The 20,090-nt window shown below is 70.8% G+C and carries 17 protein-coding genes; 15 read left to right on the top strand and 2 right to left on the bottom strand.

Features of this window, described 5'->3' with window-relative positions; all coding sequences use genetic code 11:
* Positions 1–162: 162 nt before the first annotated feature.
* On the bottom strand, positions 163–666 hold the full coding sequence (gene bldD, locus ACIBK3_RS38330) for a transcriptional regulator BldD (protein WP_095754441.1): 504 nt from the start codon (positions 664–666) through the stop codon (positions 163–165).
* A 276-nt stretch (positions 667–942) separates the two neighbouring features.
* On the opposite strand from bldD, the gene pyrR reads away from it, so the two are divergent.
* From pyrR to ACIBK3_RS38260, 14 genes are all read left to right on the top strand, one after another.
* Complete coding sequence (gene pyrR, locus ACIBK3_RS38325) at positions 943–1,575, top strand: bifunctional pyr operon transcriptional regulator/uracil phosphoribosyltransferase PyrR (protein WP_399372515.1); 633 nt, start codon at positions 943–945, stop codon at positions 1,573–1,575.
* A gap of 91 nt (positions 1,576–1,666) precedes the next feature.
* Positions 1,667–2,653 (top strand): aspartate carbamoyltransferase catalytic subunit, encoded by a 987-nt coding sequence (locus ACIBK3_RS38320; protein WP_399372513.1) that lies wholly within the window; start codon positions 1,667–1,669, stop codon positions 2,651–2,653.
* Positions 2,650–3,936, top strand: coding sequence for a dihydroorotase (locus ACIBK3_RS38315; protein ID WP_399372511.1), 1,287 nt, complete (start codon positions 2,650–2,652; stop codon positions 3,934–3,936). Before ACIBK3_RS38320 ends, ACIBK3_RS38315 begins: the two co-directional genes overlap by 4 nt.
* Positions 3,933–4,526 (top strand): hypothetical protein, encoded by a 594-nt coding sequence (locus ACIBK3_RS38310; RefSeq protein WP_399372510.1) that lies wholly within the window; start codon positions 3,933–3,935, stop codon positions 4,524–4,526. Before ACIBK3_RS38315 ends, ACIBK3_RS38310 begins: the two co-directional genes overlap by 4 nt.
* Complete coding sequence (gene carA / locus ACIBK3_RS38305) at positions 4,523–5,665, top strand: glutamine-hydrolyzing carbamoyl-phosphate synthase small subunit (protein WP_399372508.1); 1,143 nt, start codon at positions 4,523–4,525, stop codon at positions 5,663–5,665. Before ACIBK3_RS38310 ends, carA begins: the two co-directional genes overlap by 4 nt.
* Positions 5,658–8,966 carry a carbamoyl-phosphate synthase large subunit gene (carB, locus tag ACIBK3_RS38300; RefSeq protein WP_399372506.1) on the top strand — a complete coding sequence of 1,103 codons (3,309 nt, stop codon included), beginning with the start codon at positions 5,658–5,660 and terminating at the stop codon, positions 8,964–8,966. Before carA ends, carB begins: the two co-directional genes overlap by 8 nt.
* Before the next feature lie 65 nt (positions 8,967–9,031).
* Positions 9,032–10,144: a quinone-dependent dihydroorotate dehydrogenase gene (locus tag ACIBK3_RS38295; RefSeq protein WP_399372504.1), complete on the top strand. Its 1,113-nt coding sequence runs from the start codon at positions 9,032–9,034 to the stop codon at positions 10,142–10,144.
* Positions 10,141–10,983, top strand: coding sequence for an orotidine-5'-phosphate decarboxylase (gene pyrF, locus ACIBK3_RS38290; RefSeq protein WP_399372503.1), 843 nt, complete (start codon positions 10,141–10,143; stop codon positions 10,981–10,983). Before ACIBK3_RS38295 ends, pyrF begins: the two co-directional genes overlap by 4 nt.
* Positions 10,984–11,260: 277 nt before the next feature.
* Positions 11,261–11,584 carry an integration host factor gene (locus ACIBK3_RS38285; RefSeq protein WP_003977346.1) on the top strand — a complete coding sequence of 108 codons (324 nt, stop codon included), beginning with the start codon at positions 11,261–11,263 and terminating at the stop codon, positions 11,582–11,584.
* A 59-nt stretch (positions 11,585–11,643) separates the two neighbouring features.
* Complete coding sequence (gmk, locus tag ACIBK3_RS38280) at positions 11,644–12,201, top strand: guanylate kinase (RefSeq protein WP_030943703.1); 558 nt, start codon at positions 11,644–11,646, stop codon at positions 12,199–12,201.
* 73 nt (positions 12,202–12,274) lie between these two features.
* On the top strand, positions 12,275–12,547 hold the full coding sequence (gene rpoZ, locus ACIBK3_RS38275; RefSeq protein ID WP_003977348.1) for a DNA-directed RNA polymerase subunit omega: 273 nt from the start codon (positions 12,275–12,277) through the stop codon (positions 12,545–12,547).
* 122 nt (positions 12,548–12,669) lie between these two features.
* Positions 12,670–13,872, top strand: a complete 1,203-nt coding sequence (coaBC, locus tag ACIBK3_RS38270) for a bifunctional phosphopantothenoylcysteine decarboxylase/phosphopantothenate--cysteine ligase CoaBC (protein WP_399372501.1) — start codon at positions 12,670–12,672, stop codon at positions 13,870–13,872.
* Between the two features lie 237 nt (positions 13,873–14,109).
* Positions 14,110–15,318 (top strand): methionine adenosyltransferase, encoded by a 1,209-nt coding sequence (gene metK, locus ACIBK3_RS38265; RefSeq protein ID WP_399372499.1) that lies wholly within the window; start codon positions 14,110–14,112, stop codon positions 15,316–15,318.
* A 231-nt stretch (positions 15,319–15,549) separates the two neighbouring features.
* On the top strand, positions 15,550–17,703 hold the full coding sequence (locus ACIBK3_RS38260) for a primosomal protein N' (protein ID WP_399372498.1): 2,154 nt from the start codon (positions 15,550–15,552) through the stop codon (positions 17,701–17,703).
* A gap of 173 nt (positions 17,704–17,876) precedes the next feature.
* Here the strand turns inward: ACIBK3_RS38260 and ACIBK3_RS38255 are convergent, their stop codons facing one another.
* Positions 17,877–18,422 carry a hypothetical protein gene (locus ACIBK3_RS38255; protein ID WP_399372496.1) on the bottom strand — a complete coding sequence of 182 codons (546 nt, stop codon included), beginning with the start codon at positions 18,420–18,422 and terminating at the stop codon, positions 17,877–17,879.
* A 545-nt stretch (positions 18,423–18,967) separates the two neighbouring features.
* Here ACIBK3_RS38255 and fmt point away from each other — a divergent pair.
* Entirely contained in the window at positions 18,968–19,900 is a 933-nt protein-coding gene (fmt, locus tag ACIBK3_RS38250; RefSeq protein WP_399372494.1) for a methionyl-tRNA formyltransferase, read from the top strand.
* The last annotated feature ends 190 nt before the right edge of the window (positions 19,901–20,090 follow it).

Below are 20,090 nucleotides of genomic sequence, written 5' to 3'. Positions count from 1 at the left end.
CGCCCCCCCCCGCGCTCGCGGGGGCGCGGCCCCGCCCCCCCCCCCCCGCGCCGCCCCCCGCCCCCCCCCCGGGGGGGGGGGCGGCCCCCCACCCCCCCCCCCCCCCCCCCCCCCCCGGCGGTACGTTTCTGCTGAACTCTTCCGGCTGGACCGGTGGAGCGCTCAGCCTTCCTCGTGGGAGGCCACCGCGCGGCGCGCGTCCGCGTCCAGCACGCCCCAGCTGATCAGCTGCTCGGTGAGGACAGAGGGCGACTGGTCGTAGATGACGGCGAGTGTGCGCAGGTCGTCCTGACGGATCGAGAGCACCTTGCCGTTGTAGTCACCGCGCTGGGACTGGATCGTGGCGGCATACCGCTGCAGCGGGCCCGCCTTCTCGGCCGGCACATGGGCGAGCCGCTCCAGGTCCAGGACCAGCTTCGGCGGCGGCTCGGCGGCGCCGCCCGGCGTGGTCCCCGGCAGCAGCTCCTGCACAGGAACGCCATAGAAATCGGCCAGCTCGGCAAGACGCTGCACGGTCACGGCGCGGTCGCCGCGCTCGTAGGAACCGACCACCACGGCCTTCCAGCGCCCCTGGGACTTCTCCTCGACACCGTGGAGGGAAAGGCCCTGCTGGGTGCGGATGGCCCGGAGCTTGGCACCGAGCTGTTTGGCGTATTCGCTGGACATATGGCTCCCCGGACACTGTGTCGACGCGACTGGGCTGGGGTCCAGGCCGCGCGGCTGGTAACTCACTGTGAGGTTACGCAGCGTTACTCTCCCGCGTCAAGCCGAATGGTCCACACCGACGCTTCCGTGGTAGCCGTCGCCTATTGAGCCAAGAGAGTGATATCGGGTCGTCGAGGGTGTGATCAGGGCGGTCGCTCGGGCCTGCTACCGTGGATGGCGCAAATCCGACGTCCTTTAAGGTCCGTCCCGTGAGGCGGAGAAGGAGGTCCGTTTCATATGGACAACAAGCAGACCAGCAAGCAGGACAACGAGCAGGACAGTCAGGGCGGGCAGCAGGACCCGCAGCAGCAACCGGACGCGCGGCCCGTTCTCGAAGGCCCTGACATCGCGCGGGCGTTGACCCGCATCGCCCACGAGATCGTCGAACGCGCCAAGGGCGCCGACGACGTGGTGCTCCTCGGCATCCCCACCCGGGGCGTCTTCCTCGCCCAGCGGCTCGCCGCCAAGTTGGAGCAGATCACCGAGCGCAAGATCCCCGTCGGTTCGCTCGACATCACCATGTACCGCGACGACCTGCGCATGCACCCGCCGCGTGCGCTGGCCCGCACCCACATCCCCGGCGACGGCATCGACGGCAGGCTCGTCGTCCTCGTCGACGACGTGCTGTTCTCCGGCCGCACCATCCGCGCCGCCCTCGACGCCCTGAACGACATCGGGCGCCCGCGCGCGGTGCAGCTCGCGGTGCTGGTCGACAGAGGTCACCGCGAGCTGCCCATCCGCGCCGACTACGTCGGCAAGAACCTCCCCACGTCGTTGCGGGAGACGGTCAAGGTCCAGCTCGCCGAGGAGGACGGTCGCGACACCGTGCTGCTCGGCGCCAAGCGGACCGCTCCGGGCGCGCGGCAGTAGCAGCCAGGCGTACGTCACTGCCGTACGCCCTGCTCACACGCCCGCGTCTGCCCGAATTCTCCCCGATGAACTGCCTTACGGAGCCTGACAGATGCAGCGTCATCTCATCTCGGCCGCCGACCTCACCCGCGACGACGCCGTCCTGATCCTCGACACCGCCGAGGAGATGGCCCGGGTCGCCGACCGGCCGATCAAGAAACTTCCGACCCTGCGCGGCCGCACGGTCGTCAACCTCTTCTTCGAGGACTCCACCCGGACCCGGATCTCCTTCGAGGCCGCCGAGAAGCGGCTGTCCGCGGACGTCATCAACTTCTCCGCCAAGGGCTCCAGCGTCTCCAAGGGCGAGTCCCTGAAGGACACCGCCCAGACCCTGGAGGCCATGGGCGTCGACGCGGTCGTCATCCGGCACGGCGCCTCCGGGGCGCCGTACCGCCTCGCCAACTCCGGCTGGATCGACGCGGCCGTCATCAACGCCGGTGACGGCACCCACCAGCACCCCACCCAGGCTCTGCTGGACGCCTTCACCATGCGCCGCCGCCTCGTCGGCCGGGACACCGGGATCGGGCAGGACCTGGCCGGCAGGCGCATCACGATCGTCGGCGACATCCTGCACAGCCGGGTCGCCCGCTCCAACGTCGATCTGCTGCACACCCTCGGCGCCCAGGTCACCCTCGTCGCCCCGCCCACCCTGGTGCCGGTCGGCGTCGGGACCTGGCCCTGCGAGGTGTCGTACGACCTGGACAGCACGCTTCCCAAGTCCGACGCGGTGATGATGCTGCGCGTGCAGCGCGAGCGCATGAACGCGGCGTTCTTCCCGACCGAGCGGGAGTACGCGCGGCGCTACGGCCTCGACGGCGACCGCATGGCGCGGATGCCCGAGCACGCCATCGTGATGCACCCCGGCCCCATGGTTCGCGGCATGGAGATCACCGCCGAGGTCGCCGACTCCGAGCGCTGCACCGTCGTCGAGCAGGTCGCGAACGGAGTCTCCATCCGGATGGCCGTTCTGTACCTGCTTCTGGGCGGCAACGAACCGGCCGGCTCCCACACCCGTACCGAGGAGAAGCAAGACACATGAGCAAAATTCTGATCCGTGGTGCGAAGGTGCTCGGCGGCGCGTCGCAGGACGTGCTGATCGACGGCTCGCAGATCGAGGCGGTCGGCAGCGGGCTCTTTGCCGAGGGCGCCGAGGTCGTCGAGGCCGACGGGAAGGTGCTGCTGCCGGGCCTGGTCGACCTGCACACCCACCTCCGGGAGCCCGGTCGAGAGGACTCCGAGACCGTGCTGACCGGCACGCGCGCGGCCGCCTCCGGTGGCTACACCGCCGTGTTCGCCATGGCCAACACCTTCCCGGTCGCCGACACCGCCGGTGTGGTCGAGCAGGTCTACCGGCTCGGCCGGCAGCACGGCTACTGCGATGTGCAGCCCATCGGGGCGGTCACCGTCGGCCTGGAGGGCAGGAAGCTCGCCGAGCTGGGCGCCATGCACGAGTCGGCCGCCGGGGTCACCGTCTTCTCCGACGACGGCAAGTGCGTGGACGACGCCGTGATCATGCGACGGGCGCTGGAGTATGTGAAGGCGTTCGGCGGGGTCGTCGCCCAGCACGCGCAGGAGCCGAGGCTGACCGAGGGCGCCCAGATGAACGAGGGTGTCGTCTCCGCCGAGCTGGGGCTCGGGGGCTGGCCCGCGGTGGCCGAAGAATCGATCATCGCCCGGGATGTCCTGCTCGCCGAGCACGTCGGCTCCCGCGTCCACATCTGCCACCTGTCGACCGCCGGCTCCGTGGAGATCGTCCGCTGGGCCAAGTCCCGCGGCATCGACGTCACCGCCGAGGTCACCCCGCACCACCTCCTCCTCACGGATGAGCTGGTGCGTACCTACAACCCCGTCTACAAGGTCAACCCGCCGCTGCGCACCGAGCGTGACGTGTACGCCCTGCGGGAGGCGCTCGCCGACGGCACGATCGACATCGTCGCCACCGACCACGCCCCGCACCCGCACGAGGACAAGGACTGCGAGTGGGCCGCGGCCGCCATGGGCATGGTGGGCCTGGAGACCGCGTTGTCAGTGGTGCAGGAGACCATGGTCGAGACGGGCCTGCTGGACTGGACCCAGGTCGCCGAACGCATGTCCTCCAAGCCTGCGCAGATCGGGCGGGCGAAGGGGCACGGACGCCCCGTCTCGGCAGGTGAGCCCGCCAACCTCACGCTCGTCGACACGGCATACCGTGGGTCCGTGGACCCCGCGGGCTTCGCCTCGCGCAGCCGGAACACCCCGTACGAGGGGCGTGAGCTGCCGGGCCGTGTCACGCACACGTGGCTCCGGGGCAAGGCCACGCTCGTCGACGGGAAGCTCACGTGACACCTGCAACCGTGCTCGCCGCCGGACTCGCGACCCAGCTGGCGGCCGAGAAGAAATCGGCCGAGGTCACCGACTGGGCCGCCCGTGTGGGCTGGCTCGTCGGACTCGCCCTCTTCGTCGCGCTCGTCTACTGGCTGATGCGCGAGGGCTGGAAGTGGCGCGGCACGCTCCAGGGCGACCTGCCCGAGCTGCCCGCGGCGCCCTCCGAGCCCGGCGAGGCCAGACTGACGATGACCGGCCGCTACCACGGCTCCACCACCGCCGGACAGTGGCTCGACCGCATCGTGGCGCACGGCCTCGGCACCCGCAGCCGGGTCGAGCTCACGCTGACGGACGCCGGGCTGGATGTCGTACGCCCCGGCGCGACGGACTTCTTCGTCCCCCGTGAGGCCCTGCGCGAGGCCCGGCTGGACAAGGGCATCGCCGGCAAGGTCCTCACCGAGGGCGGCCTGCTCGTGGTGACCTGGGCGCACGGCGAGCGGCTGATCGACTCCGGTTTCCGCTCCGATCACGCGGCCGAGCACGGCGCGTGGGTCGACCTCATCAACTCCATGATCACAACAACCACCACGGAAGGCGCCGAACGATGACGACCTCCACCAGGGGATCCGTGAAGGTTCCCGCCGTACTCGTCCTGGAGGACGGCCGGATCTTCCGCGGCCGTGCCTACGGGGCCGTGGGGGCGACCTTCGGCGAGGCCGTGTTCTCCACCGGCATGACCGGCTACCAGGAGACCCTCACGGACCCGTCGTACCACCGGCAGGTCGTCGTGATGACCGCCCCGCACGTCGGCAACACCGGCGTCAACGACGAGGACCCCGAGTCCAAGCGCATCTGGGTCGCCGGATACGTCGTGCGTGACCCCGCGCGCGTGCCCTCCAACTGGCGCTCCCGCCGCTCGCTCGACGACGAACTGCGCGCGCAGGGTGTCGTCGGCATCTCCGCAATCGACACCCGCGCGCTGACCCGCCATCTGCGCGAGCGCGGCGCGATGCGCGTCGGCATCTTCTCCGGCGAGGCGCTGCCCGACGAGGGCACCATGCTCGCCGAGGTGCGCCAGGCTCCCGAGATGAAGGGCGCCGACCTCGCCGCCGAGGTCGCCACCAAGGAGGCGTACGTCGTCCCCGCGCTCGGTGCGAAGAAGTTCACCGTCGCCGCCGTCGACCTCGGCATCAAGGGCATGACCCCGCACCGGATGGCCGAGCGCGGCATCGAGGTGCACGTGCTGCCCGCCACGGCGAGCGTCGAGGAGGTGTACGCCGTCCAGCCCGACGGCGTGTTCTTCTCCAACGGGCCCGGCGACCCGGCCACCGCCGAGCACCCGGTCTCCGTGATGCGGGCCGTCCTGGAGCGCGGCACGCCGCTGTTCGGCATCTGCTTCGGCAACCAGATCCTGGGGCGCGCCCTCGGCTTCGGCACCTACAAGCTGAAGTACGGCCACCGGGGCATCAACCAGCCGGTGCAGGACCGTACGACCGGCAAGGTCGAGGTCACCGCGCACAACCACGGCTTCGCCGTCGACGCCCCGCTCGACGGCCCCGCCGACACCCCCTTCGGCCGTGCCGAGGTCTCCCACGTCTGCCTGAACGACAACGTGGTGGAGGGCCTGCAGCTCCTCGACCGCCCGGCCTTCAGCGTCCAGTACCACCCCGAAGCGGCAGCCGGCCCGCACGATGCCGCCTACCTGTTCGACCGCTTCGTATCCCTGATGGAGGGCCAGCGTGCCTAAGCGCACCGATATCCAGTCCGTCCTGGTCATCGGCTCCGGCCCGATCGTCATCGGCCAGGCCGCCGAGTTCGACTACTCCGGCACCCAGGCGTGCCGCATCCTCAAGGCCGAGGGCCTGCGGGTCATCCTGGTCAACTCCAACCCGGCGACGATCATGACCGACCCGGAGATCGCCGACGCCACCTACGTCGAGCCGATCACCCCCGAGTTCGTCGAGAAGATCATCATCAAGGAGCGGCCGGACGCGCTGCTGCCCACCCTGGGCGGCCAGACGGCCCTCAACACCGCCATCTCCATGCATGAGCAGGGGGTGCTGCAGAAGTACGGCGTCGAACTGATCGGTGCCAACGTCGAGGCGATCCACAAGGGTGAGGACCGCGACCTCTTCAAGGGCGTCGTCGAGGCCGTCCGCGCGAAGATCGGGCACGGCGAGTCCGCCCGGTCCTACATCTGCCACTCGATGGACGACGTGCTGAAGGGGGTCGAGCAGCTCGGCGGCTACCCCGTGGTCGTCCGCCCGTCCTTCACCATGGGCGGCGCCGGCTCCGGCTTCGCGCACGACGAGGAGGAGCTGCGCCGCATCGCCGGCCAGGGTCTGACGCTGTCTCCCACCACCGAGGTGCTCCTGGAGGAGTCCATCCTCGGCTGGAAGGAGTACGAGCTGGAGTTGATGCGCGACAAGAACGACAACGTCGTGGTCGTCTGTTCCATCGAGAACTTCGACCCGATGGGCGTGCACACCGGCGACTCGATCACCGTGGCGCCCGCGATGACGCTGACCGACCGCGAGTACCAGCGGCTGCGTGACATCGGCATCGCGATCATCCGCGAGGTCGGCGTCGACACCGGCGGCTGCAACATCCAGTTCGCGGTGAACCCGGTCGACGGCCGCATCATCGTCATCGAGATGAACCCGCGCGTGTCGCGTTCCTCGGCGCTCGCCTCCAAGGCGACCGGCTTCCCGATCGCGAAGATCGCGGCCAAGCTCGCCGTCGGCTACACGCTCGACGAGATCCCGAACGACATCACCGAGCAGACGCCGGCCTCCTTCGAGCCGACCCTCGACTATGTGGTCGTCAAGGCGCCGCGGTTCGCGTTCGAGAAGTTCCCCTCCGCCGACTCCACGCTGACCACGACCATGAAGTCGGTCGGCGAGGCCATGGCGATCGGCCGCAACTTCACCGAGGCCTTCCAGAAGGCGCTGCGTTCGCTGGAGAAGAAGGGCTCACAGTTCACCTTCGTCGGCGAGACCGGTGACAAGGCCGCCCTCCTGGCGGAGGCCGTGCGCCCCACCGACGGCCGCATCAACACCGTCATGCAGGCCATCCGCGCGGGCGCCACCCCCGAGGAGATCTTCGAGTTCACGAAGATCGACCCGTGGTTCGTCGACCAGCTCTTCCTCATCAAGGAGATCGCGGACGAGCTTGCCGCCGCCGAACGCCTCGATGCCGACCTGCTCGCCGAGGCCAAGCGGCACGGCTTCTCCGACCAGCAGATCGGCGAGATCCGCGGCCTGCGCGAGGACGTGGTGCGCGAGGTGCGGCACGCGCTTGGCGTGCGCCCCGTGTACAAGACGGTCGACACCTGCGCCGCCGAGTTCGCGGCGAAGACGCCGTACTTCTACTCCTCGTACGACGAGGAGAGCGAGGTGGCTCCCCGCGAGAAGCCGGCCGTCATCATCCTGGGCTCCGGGCCCAACCGCATCGGTCAGGGCATCGAGTTCGACTACTCCTGCGTCCACGCCTCCTTCGCGCTGTCCGACGCCGGGTACGAGACGGTGATGGTCAACTGCAACCCGGAGACCGTCTCCACCGACTACGACACCTCCGACCGGCTGTACTTCGAGCCGCTGACGCTGGAGGACGTGCTGGAGATCGTCCACGCGGAGGCCGAGGCCGGGCCCATCGCGGGCGTGATCGTGCAGCTGGGCGGCCAGACCCCGCTGGGCCTTGCGCAGGCGCTGAAGGACAACGGCGTGCCGGTGGTCGGCACGCCCCCCGAGGCGATCCACGCCGCCGAGGACCGCGGCGCCTTCGGCCGCGTGCTCGCCGAGGCGGGCCTGCCGGCCCCCAAGCACGGCACCGCCACCACCTTCGCCGGGGCCAAGGCCATCGCCGACGAGATCGGTTACCCCGTCCTCGTCCGGCCGTCGTACGTCCTCGGCGGGCGCGGTATGGAGATCGTGTACGACGAGACCCGCCTGGAGTCGTACATCGCCGAGTCCACCGAGATCAGCCCCTCCCGGCCGGTCCTGGTCGACCGCTTCCTCGACGACGCCATCGAGATCGACGTCGACGCGCTCTACGACGGCCAGGAGCTCTACCTCGGCGGCGTGATGGAGCACATCGAGGAGGCCGGCATCCACTCCGGCGACTCGGCGTGCGCGCTGCCCCCGATCACGCTCGGCGGCTTCGACATCAAGCGCCTGCGGGCCTCCACCGAGGCCATCGCCAAGGGTGTCGGGGTGCGCGGCCTGATCAACATCCAGTTCGCGATGGCCGGCGACATCCTGTACGTCCTCGAAGCCAACCCGCGCGCGTCCCGTACGGTCCCCTTCACCTCGAAGGCGACCGCGGTGCCGCTGGCGAAGGCCGCCGCCCGGATCTCACTGGGCGCCACCATCGCCGAGCTGCGCGCCGAGAGGCTGCTGCCGGCCAACGGCGACGGCGGGGAGCTCCCGCTCGACGCGCCGATCTCCGTCAAGGAGGCCGTCATGCCGTGGTCGCGCTTCCGCGACATCCACGGGCGGGGCGTGGACACCGTCCTCGGCCCGGAGATGCGCTCCACCGGCGAGGTCATGGGCATCGACTCCGTCTTCGGCACGGCGTACGCCAAGTCGCAGGCGGGCGCCTACGGCCCGCTGCCGACGAAGGGCCGGGCGTTCATCTCGGTCGCCAACCGCGACAAGCGCTCCATGATCTTCCCGGCGCGCGAGCTGGTCGCCCACGGCTTCGAGCTGCTGGCCACCTCCGGCACGGCCGAGGTCCTCAAGCGCAACGGCATCAACGCCACGGTCGTGCGCAAGCAGTCCGAGGGCACCGGCCCGAACGGCGAGAAGACCATCGTCCAGCTCATCCACGACGGCGAGGTCGACCTCATCGTCAACACCCCCTATGGCACCGGTGGCCGGCTCGACGGCTACGAGATCCGTACGGCGGCCGTGGCCCGGTCGATTCCGTGCCTGACGACGGTCCAGGCGCTCGCCGCGGCCGTCCAGGGCATCGACGCCCTCCAGCACGGTGACGTGGGCGTCCGTTCACTCCAGGAACACGCGGAACACCTGACCGCGGCCCGCGACTAGCAGCCCTGAGGGGGACACCGGAAGGTGTCCCCCTCTGCGTGAGGCTGTGTGAGGACACATCTGAGATGTACAAACTTTTCTTCCGCCTGGTCTTCACCCGGATGGACCCGGAGCGGGCCCACTACCTGGCTTTCAGCTGGATCCGCAGGGTCGCCCGCATCCCCGTGCTGCGCACCTTCGTCGCCGCCGCGCTCGCGCCCCGCTACCGGGAACTGCGCACCGAGGCCTTCGGGCTGCGGATGCACGGCCCCTTCGGGCTCGCGGCCGGCTTCGACAAGAACGCGGTCGCGATCGACGGCATGTCGATGCTCGGCTTCGACCACGTCGAGATCGGCACGGTCACGGGGCAGGCGCAGCCCGGCAACCCCAAGAAGCGGCTGTTCCGGCTCGTCAAGGACCGTGCGCTGATCAACCGCATGGGCTTCAACAACGAGGGCTCACTGAGGGTCGCCGCGCGGCTGGCCTCCCGTACGCCCGTCTTCAGGACCGTCGTCGGCGTGAACATCGGCAAGACCAAGGTCGTACCCGAGGAGGAGGCCGTCGGCGACTATGTGAAGTCGGCCGAGCGGCTGGCGCCGTACGCCGACTACCTGGTCGTCAACGTGTCGTCCCCGAACACGCCCGGGCTGCGCGACCTGCAGGCCACCGAGGCGCTGCGCCCGCTGCTGAGCGCCGTCCGGGAGGCCGCAGACCGCAGGGTGACCGCGCGCCGCGTCCCGCTGCTGGTGAAGATCGCGCCCGACCTCGCCGACGAGGACGTCGACGCGGTCGCCGACCTGGCCGTCGAGCTCGGACTGGACGGGATCATCGCCACCAACACCACCATCGCGCGCGAGGGGCTCGGTCTGACCTGCGACCCCTCCCTGGTCAAGGAGACCGGCGGGCTGTCCGGGGCACCCCTGAAGGCGCGTTCCCTGGAGGTGCTGCGGCGCCTCTACGCGCGCGTGGGGGACCGGATCACCCTGGTCGGCGTCGGCGGCATCGAGGACGCCGAGGACGCCTGGCAGCGGATCCTGGCCGGCGCCACCCTGGTCCAGGGCTACAGCGCGTTCGTCTACCAGGGGCCCTTCTGGAGCCGCGCCATCCACAAGGGGCTCGCCGCCCGGCTGCGGACGAGCCCGTACGCCACCCTTGCCGACGCGGTCGGCGCCGACGTGAGGAAGAGGGAGACGGCATGACCTGGGAGTCCTTCGGCGCGCGTCTGCGCCGGGCGATGGACGAGCGCGGTCCCCTGTGCGTCGGTATCGACCCGCACGCCTCGCTGCTGGCCGAGTGGGGCCTGGGCGACGACGTGGCCGGCCTGGAGCGGTTCAGCCGTACGGTCGTGGAGGCGATGGCCGACCGGGTTGCCGTGCTCAAGCCGCAGAGCGCGTTCTTCGAGCGCTTCGGCTCGCGCGGTGTCGCCGTCCTGGAGAAGACGGTCGCCGACGCCCGGGCGGCCGGCGCACTGGTCGTGATGGACGCCAAGCGCGGGGACATCGGCTCGACCATGGCCGCGTACGCCGAGTCCTTCCTGCACAAGGACGCGCCGCTGTTCTCGGACGCCCTGACCGTCTCGCCGTACCTCGGCTACGGGTCGCTCTCGCCGGCCGTCGCGCTGGCGCGGGAGAGCGGCGCCGGCCTGTTCGTGCTGGCGCTGACCTCCAACCCGGAGGGCGGCGAGGTCCAGCACGCGGTGCGTGCCGACGGCCGCGACGTCGCCGCCACGATGCTGGCGCACCTGGCGGCCGAGAACGAGGGGGAGGAGCCGCTGGGGTCCTTCGGGGCCGTGGTCGGGGCCACGCTGGGCGACCTTTCGTCGTACGACCTGAACATCAACGGTCCGCTCCTGGCGCCCGGCATCGGCGCCCAGGGGGCCACTCCGGCGGATCTCCCCTCGGTCTTCGGGCAGGCGGTGCGCAATGTCGTTCCGAACGTCAGCCGGGGTGTTCTGCGTCACGGTCCCGACGTCGGCGCGCTGCGGGCGGCCGCGGACCGGTTCGCGGACGAGATCCGGGCCGCCGTGGACGCCTCCTGAGTCCTTCGGGCCCCTCGGTCAAGTCCTCCGATGAGTGGTCCGAGGGCGACTTGAGTCTGAATACATTCTCAAATCCGGGGCAGTATGTTCGAAATGTCCGACCTCGCAAAGGCTGACCAGGACTTTTCCGCTGTTCTCGCTGACTCTGGCGCCCTTGGCCGCTAGTCTCCGACGAGAGTCAACGGGCAAGCGTGTTGCTCGTGGCTCCCCAGGTGTGGGGCGACTAGGTTCCTCACCGGTCCGTATCCGACAGTTCGACATCCGAGGTGACGTAGGCGTGGCTCTTCCGCCCCTTACCCCTGAACAGCGCGCAGCCGCGCTCGAAAAGGCCGCCGCGGCTCGCCGGGAGCGGGCCGAGGTCAAGAATCGACTCAAGCACTCCGGTGCCTCCCTGCATGAGGTCATCAAGCAGGGCCAGGAGAACGACGTCATCGGCAAGATGAAGGTCTCCGCGCTGCTCGAGTCCCTGCCGGGCGTGGGCAAGGTCCGCGCCAAGCAGATCATGGAGCGACTCGGCATCTCCGAGAGCCGCCGTGTACGCGGTCTCGGTTCCAATCAGATCGCCTCCCTTGAGCGTGAGTTCGGCAGCACCGGTTCCTGAACCCGGGTACTTGGGGCAGGGAGTCCCGGGCACCCCGGGACAGCTGGAATAATCGCTGCATGAGCGAACGTCCGCGACTGACCGTGCTCTCCGGCCCCTCCGGGGTCGGCAAGAGCACGGTCGTCGCCCATATGCGCAAGGAACACCCCGAGGTCTGGCTCTCGGTGTCGGCGACGACCCGCAAGCCCCGCCCCGGCGAGGAGCACGGAGTCCAGTACTTCTTCGTCACCGACGAGGAGATGGACAAGCTGATCGCCAACGGCGAGCTGCTGGAGTGGGCCGAATTCGCCGGCAACCGGTACGGCACGCCGCGTGCCGCCGTACTGGAGCGCCTGGAGGCGGGGGAGCCCGTCCTCCTGGAGATCGACCTCCAGGGTGCCCGTCAGGTCAGTGAGTCCATGACCGACGCTCAGCTGGTGTTCCTGGCTCCTCCCTCCTGGGAGGAGCTCGTGCGCAGACTCACCGGGCGGGGCACCGAGCCGCCCGAGGTGATCGAGCGTCGTCTGGACGCGGCGAAGGTCGAACTGGCGGCCGAGCCGGAGTTCGACGTGACCCTCGTCAACACCTCCGTCGAGGATGTGGCGCGTGAGCTGCTAGCCTTGATGGATGTTGTGTGATCGCGGGTACTCCGGGATTCTGACGGGCTCAGTGATCACGACCCATCTTTTCCCATCCATCGGAAGGTAGAGCGTGTCCTCTTCCATCTCCGCGCCCGAGGGCATCATCAACCCGCCGATCGACGAGCTCCTCGAGGCCACCGACTCGAAGTACAGCCTCGTGATCTACGCGGCCAAGCGGGCCCGCCAGATCAACGCGTACTACTCGCAGCTCGGCGAGGGCCTCCTCGAGTACGTCGGTCCGCTCGTCGACACCCATGTCCACGAGAAGCCGCTCTCGATCGCCCTCCGCGAGATCAACGCGGGTCTGCTGACGTCCGAGGCCATCGAAGGCCCGGCGCAGTAATATTTTCGGTTCGCGGTTGACTTTTCCACAGGCCCGGCAGCGCGACTGCCGGGCCTGTGGTGTGTGATGGAGTCGTACGGCGGGAGCCGCGGCGTACGTTTTCCGAGGTGCGGGGAGAGACGGTGGACAAGCCGAAGGTCGTTCTGGGCGTCAGCGGTGGCATCGCCGCGTACAAGGCCTGTGAGCTGCTGCGCAGACTGACCGAGTCGGGGCACGACGTGCGCGTCGTCCCCACCGTCTCCGCACTGCACTTCGTGGGCGCCGCCACCTGGTCCGCCCTCTCCGGCAACCCGGTCTCCACCGAGGTGTGGGACGACGTCCACGACGTCCCGCACGTCCGCATCGGTCAGCACGCCGACCTGGTCGTCGTCGCCCCGGCCACCGCGGACATGCTCGCCAAGGCCGCCCACGGCCTCGCCGACGACCTGCTCACCAACACCCTGCTCACCGCCCGCTGCCCGGTCGTCTTCGCCCCCGCCATGCACACGGAGATGTGGGAGCACCCGGCCACCCGGGAGAACGTGGCGACGCTGCGCCGCCGGGGCGCCGTCGTCATCGAACCGGCCGTCGGCCGCCTCACCGGCGTCGACACGGGCAAGGGCCGGCTGCCCGACCCCGCCGAGATCTTCGAGGTCTGCCGCCGTGTGCTCGCCAGAGGAGTGCGGGAACCGGACCTGGTCGGCCGGCACGTGGTCGTGAGCGCCGGCGGCACCCGCGAGCCCCTCGACCCGGTCCGCTTCCTCGGCAACCGCTCCTCCGGCAAGCAGGGCTACGCCCTCGCCCGCACCGCCGCCGCCCGGGGCGCCCGGGTCACCCTGGTCGCCGCGAACACCGGGCTGCCGGACCCCGCGGGTGTGGACGTGGTCCCGGTCGGGACGGCGGTGCAGTTGCGGGAGGCGGTCCTGAAGGCGGCCGCCGACGCCGACGCGGTCGTGATGGCGGCGGCGGTCGCCGACTTCCGCCCGGAGACCTACGCGGCCGGGAAGATCAAGAAGAAGGACGACAAGGACCCGGATCCCATCGTGCTCGTACGGAATCCGGATGTCCTCGCGGAGATATCCGCCGACCGGGCCCGCCCCGGCCAGGTGGTCGTCGGCTTCGCCGCGGAGACGGACGACGTCCTGGCCAACGGCCGTGCCAAGCTCCGCCGCAAGGGCTGCGATCTGCTCGTGGTGAACGAGGTGGGGGAGCGCAAGACATTCGGCTCCGAGGAGAACGAGGCCTTGGTGCTGGGCGCCGACGGCAGCGAGACCCAGGTCCCGCACGGACCGAAGGAGGCCCTGGCCGAAACCGTATGGGACCTGGTGGTCCATCGCCTGGGCTGAAGGTCACCGCTGCTCAAGCTTCCCTCATACCTCGCAGATTCGGGCGTGGCGCCCCTGGCCAAGGCCCCGTCGGATTGGGCAGAATGCCCGTGCCGCAGGTCACAGGCTTCCGAGAGGCGAGACAGGAGGGCCAGTGGCCGAGCGCGACCGATAAACTGTTCTCGGACGACGCCGGGCGCAGCCCCCGTCCCGTCCGCCAATGATCAGCCAGCAGCCGCTGCAACCCCAGGGAGCGTTGTGTCCCGTCGTCTGTTCACCTCGGAGTCTGTGACCGAGGGTCACCCCGACAAGATCGCTGATCAGATCAGCGACACCATCCTCGACGCGCTTCTCAAGGAGGACCCGACCTCCCGGGTCGCCGTCGAGACGCTGATCACGACCGGCTTGGTCCACGTGGCCGGTGAGGTCACCACCAAGACCTACGCACCCATCGCGCAGCTCGTGCGCGACAAGATCCTCGAGATCGGCTACGACTCCTCGAAGAAGGGCTTCGACGGCGCCTCCTGCGGCGTCTCGGTGTCCATCGGCGCGCAGTCCCCGGACATCGCCCAGGGCGTCGACACCGCCTACGAGTCCCGGGTCGAGGGCGACGAGGACGAGCTGGACCGCCAGGGCGCGGGTGACCAGGGCCTGATGTTCGGGTATGCCTGCGACGAGACCCCCACCCTGATGCCGCTGCCGATCTTCCTGGCGCACCGGCTGTCGAACCGCCTGTCCGAGGTCCGCAAGAACGGCACGATCCCCTACCTGCGCCCCGACGGCAAGACGCAGGTCACCATCGAGTACGACGGCGACAAGGCGGTCCGCCTGGACACGGTCGTCGTCTCCTCGCAGCACGCCTCCGACATCGACCTGGAGTCCCTGCTCGCCCCGGACATCCGCGAGTTCGTGGTGGAGCCGGAGCTGAAGGCGCTGCTCGACGAGGGCATCAAGCTGGACACCGAGAACTACCGCCTGCTGGTCAACCCGACCGGCCGCTTCGAGATCGGCGGCCCGATGGGCGACGCCGGCCTGACCGGCCGCAAGATCATCATCGACACGTACGGCGGCATGGCCCGCCACGGCGGCGGCGCTTTCTCGGGCAAGGACCCGTCCAAGGTGGACCGCAGTGCCGCGTACGCGATGCGCTGGGTCGCCAAGAACGTCGTCGCCGCGGGTCTCGCCACCCGCTGCGAGGTCCAGGTGGCGTACGCGATCGGCAAGGCCGAGCCGGTCGGTCTCTTCGTGGAGACCTTCGGCACCGCCAAGATCGACACCGACAAGATCGAGCAGGCGATCGACGAGGTCTTCGACCTCCGCCCGGCCGCCATCATCCGCGACCTCGACCTGCTCCGTCCGATCTACGCCCAGACCGCGGCGTACGGCCACTTCGGCCGTGAGCTGCCGGACTTCACGTGGGAGAAGACGGACCGCGTGGAGGCGCTGCGGAAGGCGGCGGGGCTGTAGGTCTGAAGGGCCCACGGGATTGGCGCGAGGCCCGGTTCCCCCTCGGGGAGCCGGGCCTCGGCATGTCTTCGCTCGGGCCGGAAGGATCCGGGAAGGATTCCGGAAGGATCTGGGCCGGGCGTCAACGGCGGGTTCGGGTGTTGTGCCGAGGGGCCGAAGGCAGCGCTCGTGCCGCCGCCGGGGGGATCGTGGGCATCGTCGGTTGTCAGTGGGGTTTGTAAGAATGCAAGCGTGAGCAGCGAGAACGGGTCGACGGGCGGCGGGGCCGAGGGGGCGCCGCCCGAGCAGCTTGCGCTCATTCGGGAGAGCGTGCGGAAGGCTCAGGTGCCGCGCGCGAAGCCGCGGACGTGGCGCGGGGCGTCGCTCGCGGAGGAGTTGCCGGTCGCGCGGGTGCTCGTCGACAAGGGTGTGCTGCATCTCGACCGGTACTTCGACTACGCGGTGCCCGCCGAACTCGACGCCGACGCGCAGCCCGGGGTGCGGGTGCGGGTGCGGTTCGGGGCCGGGCGGCATCGGGTGCGGGACGGGAGGCGTGAAGGCGGGGGCCTGATCGACGGGTTTCTCGTGGAGCGGCTCGCCGAGTCCGACTACTCCGGGCCGCTGGCCGCGCTCGCGCAGGTCGTGTCGCCCGAGCCTGTGCTCAGCGAGGAGCTGCTGGGACTGGCCCGGGCCGTCGCCGATCGGTACGCCGGGAGCCTTGCCGATGTGCTCCAGCTGGCGGTGCCGCCGCGCAACGCACGGGCCGAGCAGCGGCCCTCGCCCGCTCCGCTGCCACCGCCCGCCGCGCCCGGCCCGGGGTCCTGGGGAAGGTACGAGCACGGGCCCGCGTTTCTGGAGTCGCTGGCCGCCGGGGGCGCCCCGCGTGCGGTGTGGAACGCGTTGCCCGGGCCCGACTGGAGTGACGAACTGGCGCGGGCCGTCGTGGCGGCGCTGTCCTCCGGGCGTGGCGCGCTGGTCGTGCTGCCGGACGGGCGGGCGGTCGCCCGGGTCGACGCCGCACTGACCACCCTGCTGGGGGAGGGGCGGCATGCGGTGCTCACCGCCGACGCCGGGCCAGAGAAGCGGTACCGCGAGTGGCTGGCCGTGCGGCGGGGGAGCGTACGGGCCGTCGTGGGGACACGGGCCGCCATGTTCGCACCGGTGGAGAACCTCGGGCTCGTCGCGATCTGGGAGGACGGGGACGACAGCCACAGCGAGCAGCACGCGCCGCAGCCGCACGCGCGGGAGGTGCTGTTGCTGCGGGCCGCGCAGGACAAGTGCGGTTTCCTTTTGGGGAGTTGGAGCTGCACCGTGGAGGCCGCGCAGCTCGTGGAGAGCGGGTGGGCCCGGCCCCTGGTCGCCGGACGGGATCAGGTGCGGGCCGCCGCGCCGCTGGTCAGGACCGTGGGCGACGGGGACCTCGCGCGGGACGAGGCGGCCCGGGCCGCGCGTCTGCCGACCCTGGCCTGGCAGGCAGCGAGGGAGGGGCTGCGGCACGGGCCGGTGCTCGTGCAGGTGCCTCGGCGGGGGTATGTGCCGCGGATGGCCTGTGCCGCCTGCCGGGCGCCCGCGCGGTGCCGGCACTGTTCCGGGCCCCTGCAGGCGCAGGACTCCGGGGCCGATGTGCGCTGCGAGTGGTGCGGGCGTGAGGACGACGCCTGGCACTGTCCTCAGTGCGGGGGGTTCCGGCTGCGGGCACAGATCGTGGGGGCGCGGCGGACCGCCGAGGAACTGGGGCGGGCGTTTCCGGCGGTTCCGGTACGGACGTCGGGGCGTGAGCACGTGCTGGACACCGTACCGGCGGCGCCCGCGCTGGTGGTGAGCACGCCGGGGGCCGAACCCGTCGCCGAGGGCGGCTACGCGGCCGCCCTGCTGCTGGACGGCTGGGCCATGCTCGGACGACCCGACCTGCGCGCCGGTGAGGACGCGCTGCGGCGGTGGACCGGGGCGGCGGCGCTGGTACGGCCCCAGGGCGAGGGAGGCACCGTCGTGATCGTCGCCGAGCCCACGCTGCGGCCCGTGCAGGCGCTGGTGCGGTGGGACCCGGTCGGTCATGCGGTGCGGGAGCTCGCCGAGCGGGCCGAGCTGGGATTCCCGCCGGTGTCGCGGATGGCGGCCGTGTCGGGGGCCGCGGAGACGGTCGCGGAGTTTCTGCGGGCCGTGGAACTGCCTCCGGACGCCCAGGTGTTGGGCCCCGTTCCGGTACCCGTCACGACCGCGGGCCGTCCGCGCCGGGCGGGAGCGCCGCCGCCCGGGGAGCACTGGGAGCGGGCGTTGATCCGGGTGCCACCGGGGAGCGGCGCGGCGTTGGCGTCCGCGCTGAAGGCGGCCCAGGCGGCGCGGATGGCGCGTAGCGGTACGGAGGCGGCGGCTCGGGTGCGGATCGATCCACCGGACATCGGCTGAGGGTGCGGCCAGCAGGCGAGGCGGGGTCTGGATCGATGCCGGATGTGGGGGTGCCGAAGCCCACTGCTTCCAAGGGAAGAGGTCCCGGCACCTGCGGCTGCTGGGTCGGTGCTCACATGCGGCTGCCCTCCCGGATGTGCCGGGAGGGCAGAAGAGGGGGAGTGGGACAGCCGTCAGCCGTTGCGGGGGGCCGGGAAGGTGGTCGCGGGCCTGGCCTCTTCGCGCAGGGACGGGCTGCCCGCCGTCGGCTGGGTCGGCATGGAGCGGGCGGCGGGGACCGTCGGTACGGCCGGGATGCCGGTGCCCACGTTGACGGTGCGGGAAGTCGTGGGTTCGGTGGCCCGCTCGGTCTCGGCGGCCGCCTGGGCCGCGGCGCGTCGGGCACCGTAACGGCGATGTACCGCCTGCTTGGTGACCCCGAGGGCGGAGCCCACCGCGTCCCACGAGAAGCCGAGTGAACGGTCGAAGTCCACCGCGGCCGTCACCAGGGTCTCGACACTGTCCCGCAGTTCCTGGGCGAGACGGACCGTGGGGGCGGGGGCGCGTCCGTAGACGACGAAGCCCGTGGAGGGGCCGGAGCGGCGCGGGCGGTAGACGTTGCCCAACTGGGCGGTGAGGGTGCGCAGTGCGTCCACCTGCCGGCGGACCCGCTCGATGTCCCGCACCAGCAAGTGCAGGCTGGCCCGAGCCTGGGCGTCGTGGGTTGCGTGGTCGGCCATGAACAAGCCTCTCGAACCGGCGTTGAAAAGGATGGGGCCGCGTGCGGGCGGCCCGTTGTGGTCAACTCTTTCTTGACCAACGCGGATTCGCTCCGCAGGTCACGCATCGGGGGCGTGTGGGTTTATCTGTACGCCCCTGGTGGGGGTTTGCGCCTCGGCCTACTGCCTCGGAGGTTCTTCCACCCGCGCACCACCCGTTGCCACGGGGCAAGATGTGGGACTCTCCCGGGGGCCCGACATCGGCGGTTTTCCAGCCGCGGACATAGGCCCGGTCATCCGTGCTTTCAGGCGTACGCAGGTCTGGTTCTCGCCGCCGAAGGCCCGCCTCCATTCGTGCGCGGGCCCCCTCCATTCGTGCGCGGGCCCCTCAGGTCGTGCGCGGGCCCCGCCTCAAGTCGTGCTCGGGCCCCTCCTTCAAGTCGTGCTCGGACCCCCGCAGGTTGTGCGTCGGCCTCGCCTCCAGTCGTGCGCGGGCCTCGCCCCCCGTCGTCATAGACTTGTGCGTTGCCCGCCGCCCATCCCGTCCGAGAGGCCCGCACCCACCCATGAAGCTTGTCTTCGCCGGTACCCCCGAGGTCGCCGTTCCCGCTCTGGACGCTCTGCTGGAATCCGGGCGGCATGAGGTGGCCGCTGTCGTCACGCGGCCCGACGCGCCGGCCGGGCGGGGGCGGAGGCTGGTCGCCTCTCCCGTCGCCGAGCGGGCCGAGGAGGCCGGGATCGAGGTGCTGAAGCCCGCGAAGCCCCGGGATCCGGAGTTCCTGGAGCGGCTCCGGGAGATCGCCCCGGACTGCTGTCCCGTCGTCGCGTACGGTGCCCTGCTGCCCAGGGTCGCCCTCGACATCCCCACCCACGGCTGGGTCAACCTGCACTTCTCGCTGCTGCCCGCCTGGCGCGGGGCCGCTCCCGTGCAGCACGCCATCATGGCGGGCGACGAGATCACCGGGGCCTCCACCTTCCTGATCGAGGAGGGGCTCGACTCCGGGCCCGTCTACGGGACGGTGACCGAGACCATCCGGTCCACCGACACCAGCGGTGACCTGCTGACACGGCTCGCCTTCGCCGGTGCGGGGCTGCTGGGGGCGACCATGGACGGGATCGAGGACGGCTCGCTGAAGGCCGTACCGCAGCCGGCCGAGGGCATCACCGTCGCCCCGAAGATCACTGTCGAGGACGCTCAGGTGAAGTGGAGTGAGCCCGCGCTGCGGGTGGACCGGGTGGTGCGCGGGTGCACCCCGGCTCCCGGCGCCTGGACCACGTTCCGCGGTGAGCGGCTCAAACTCGTCCAGGTACGGCCCGTGCCCGAGCGGACGGACCTCGCTCCCGGCACGCCGGCCGTCGGCAAGAACGACGTGCACGTCGGCACGGGGTCCTGCGCCGTCGAGCTGCTGTGGGTGCAGGCCCAGGGCAAGAAGCCGATGAAGGCCGCCGACTGGGCGCGGGGCGTACGCATCGGCGAGGGCGAGATCCTCGGAGGCTGAGCGGCGGGCGAGACCCGCGGTGGTAGCCGAACGGACGGGCGAGACCCGCGGTGGTAGCCGAGTGGACGGGCGAGACCCTTGGCGCAGGACGGTTGTGTACACCTCCTCGCATGACGGTCGCGCACACCCTCGACGGGTGACTCGGTGGTCGGCGGACTTACGCTTGGTGCGTATCCCCTCCTGAAATCCG

Origin of the sequence: Streptomyces sp. NPDC050287 (assembly GCF_044459385.1) — a bacterium.
Lineage (GTDB): Bacteria > Actinomycetota > Actinomycetes > Streptomycetales > Streptomycetaceae > Streptomyces.
Note: the sequence above shows the minus strand (reverse complement) of the source record. Positions and strands in the feature narration are given on the sequence as shown.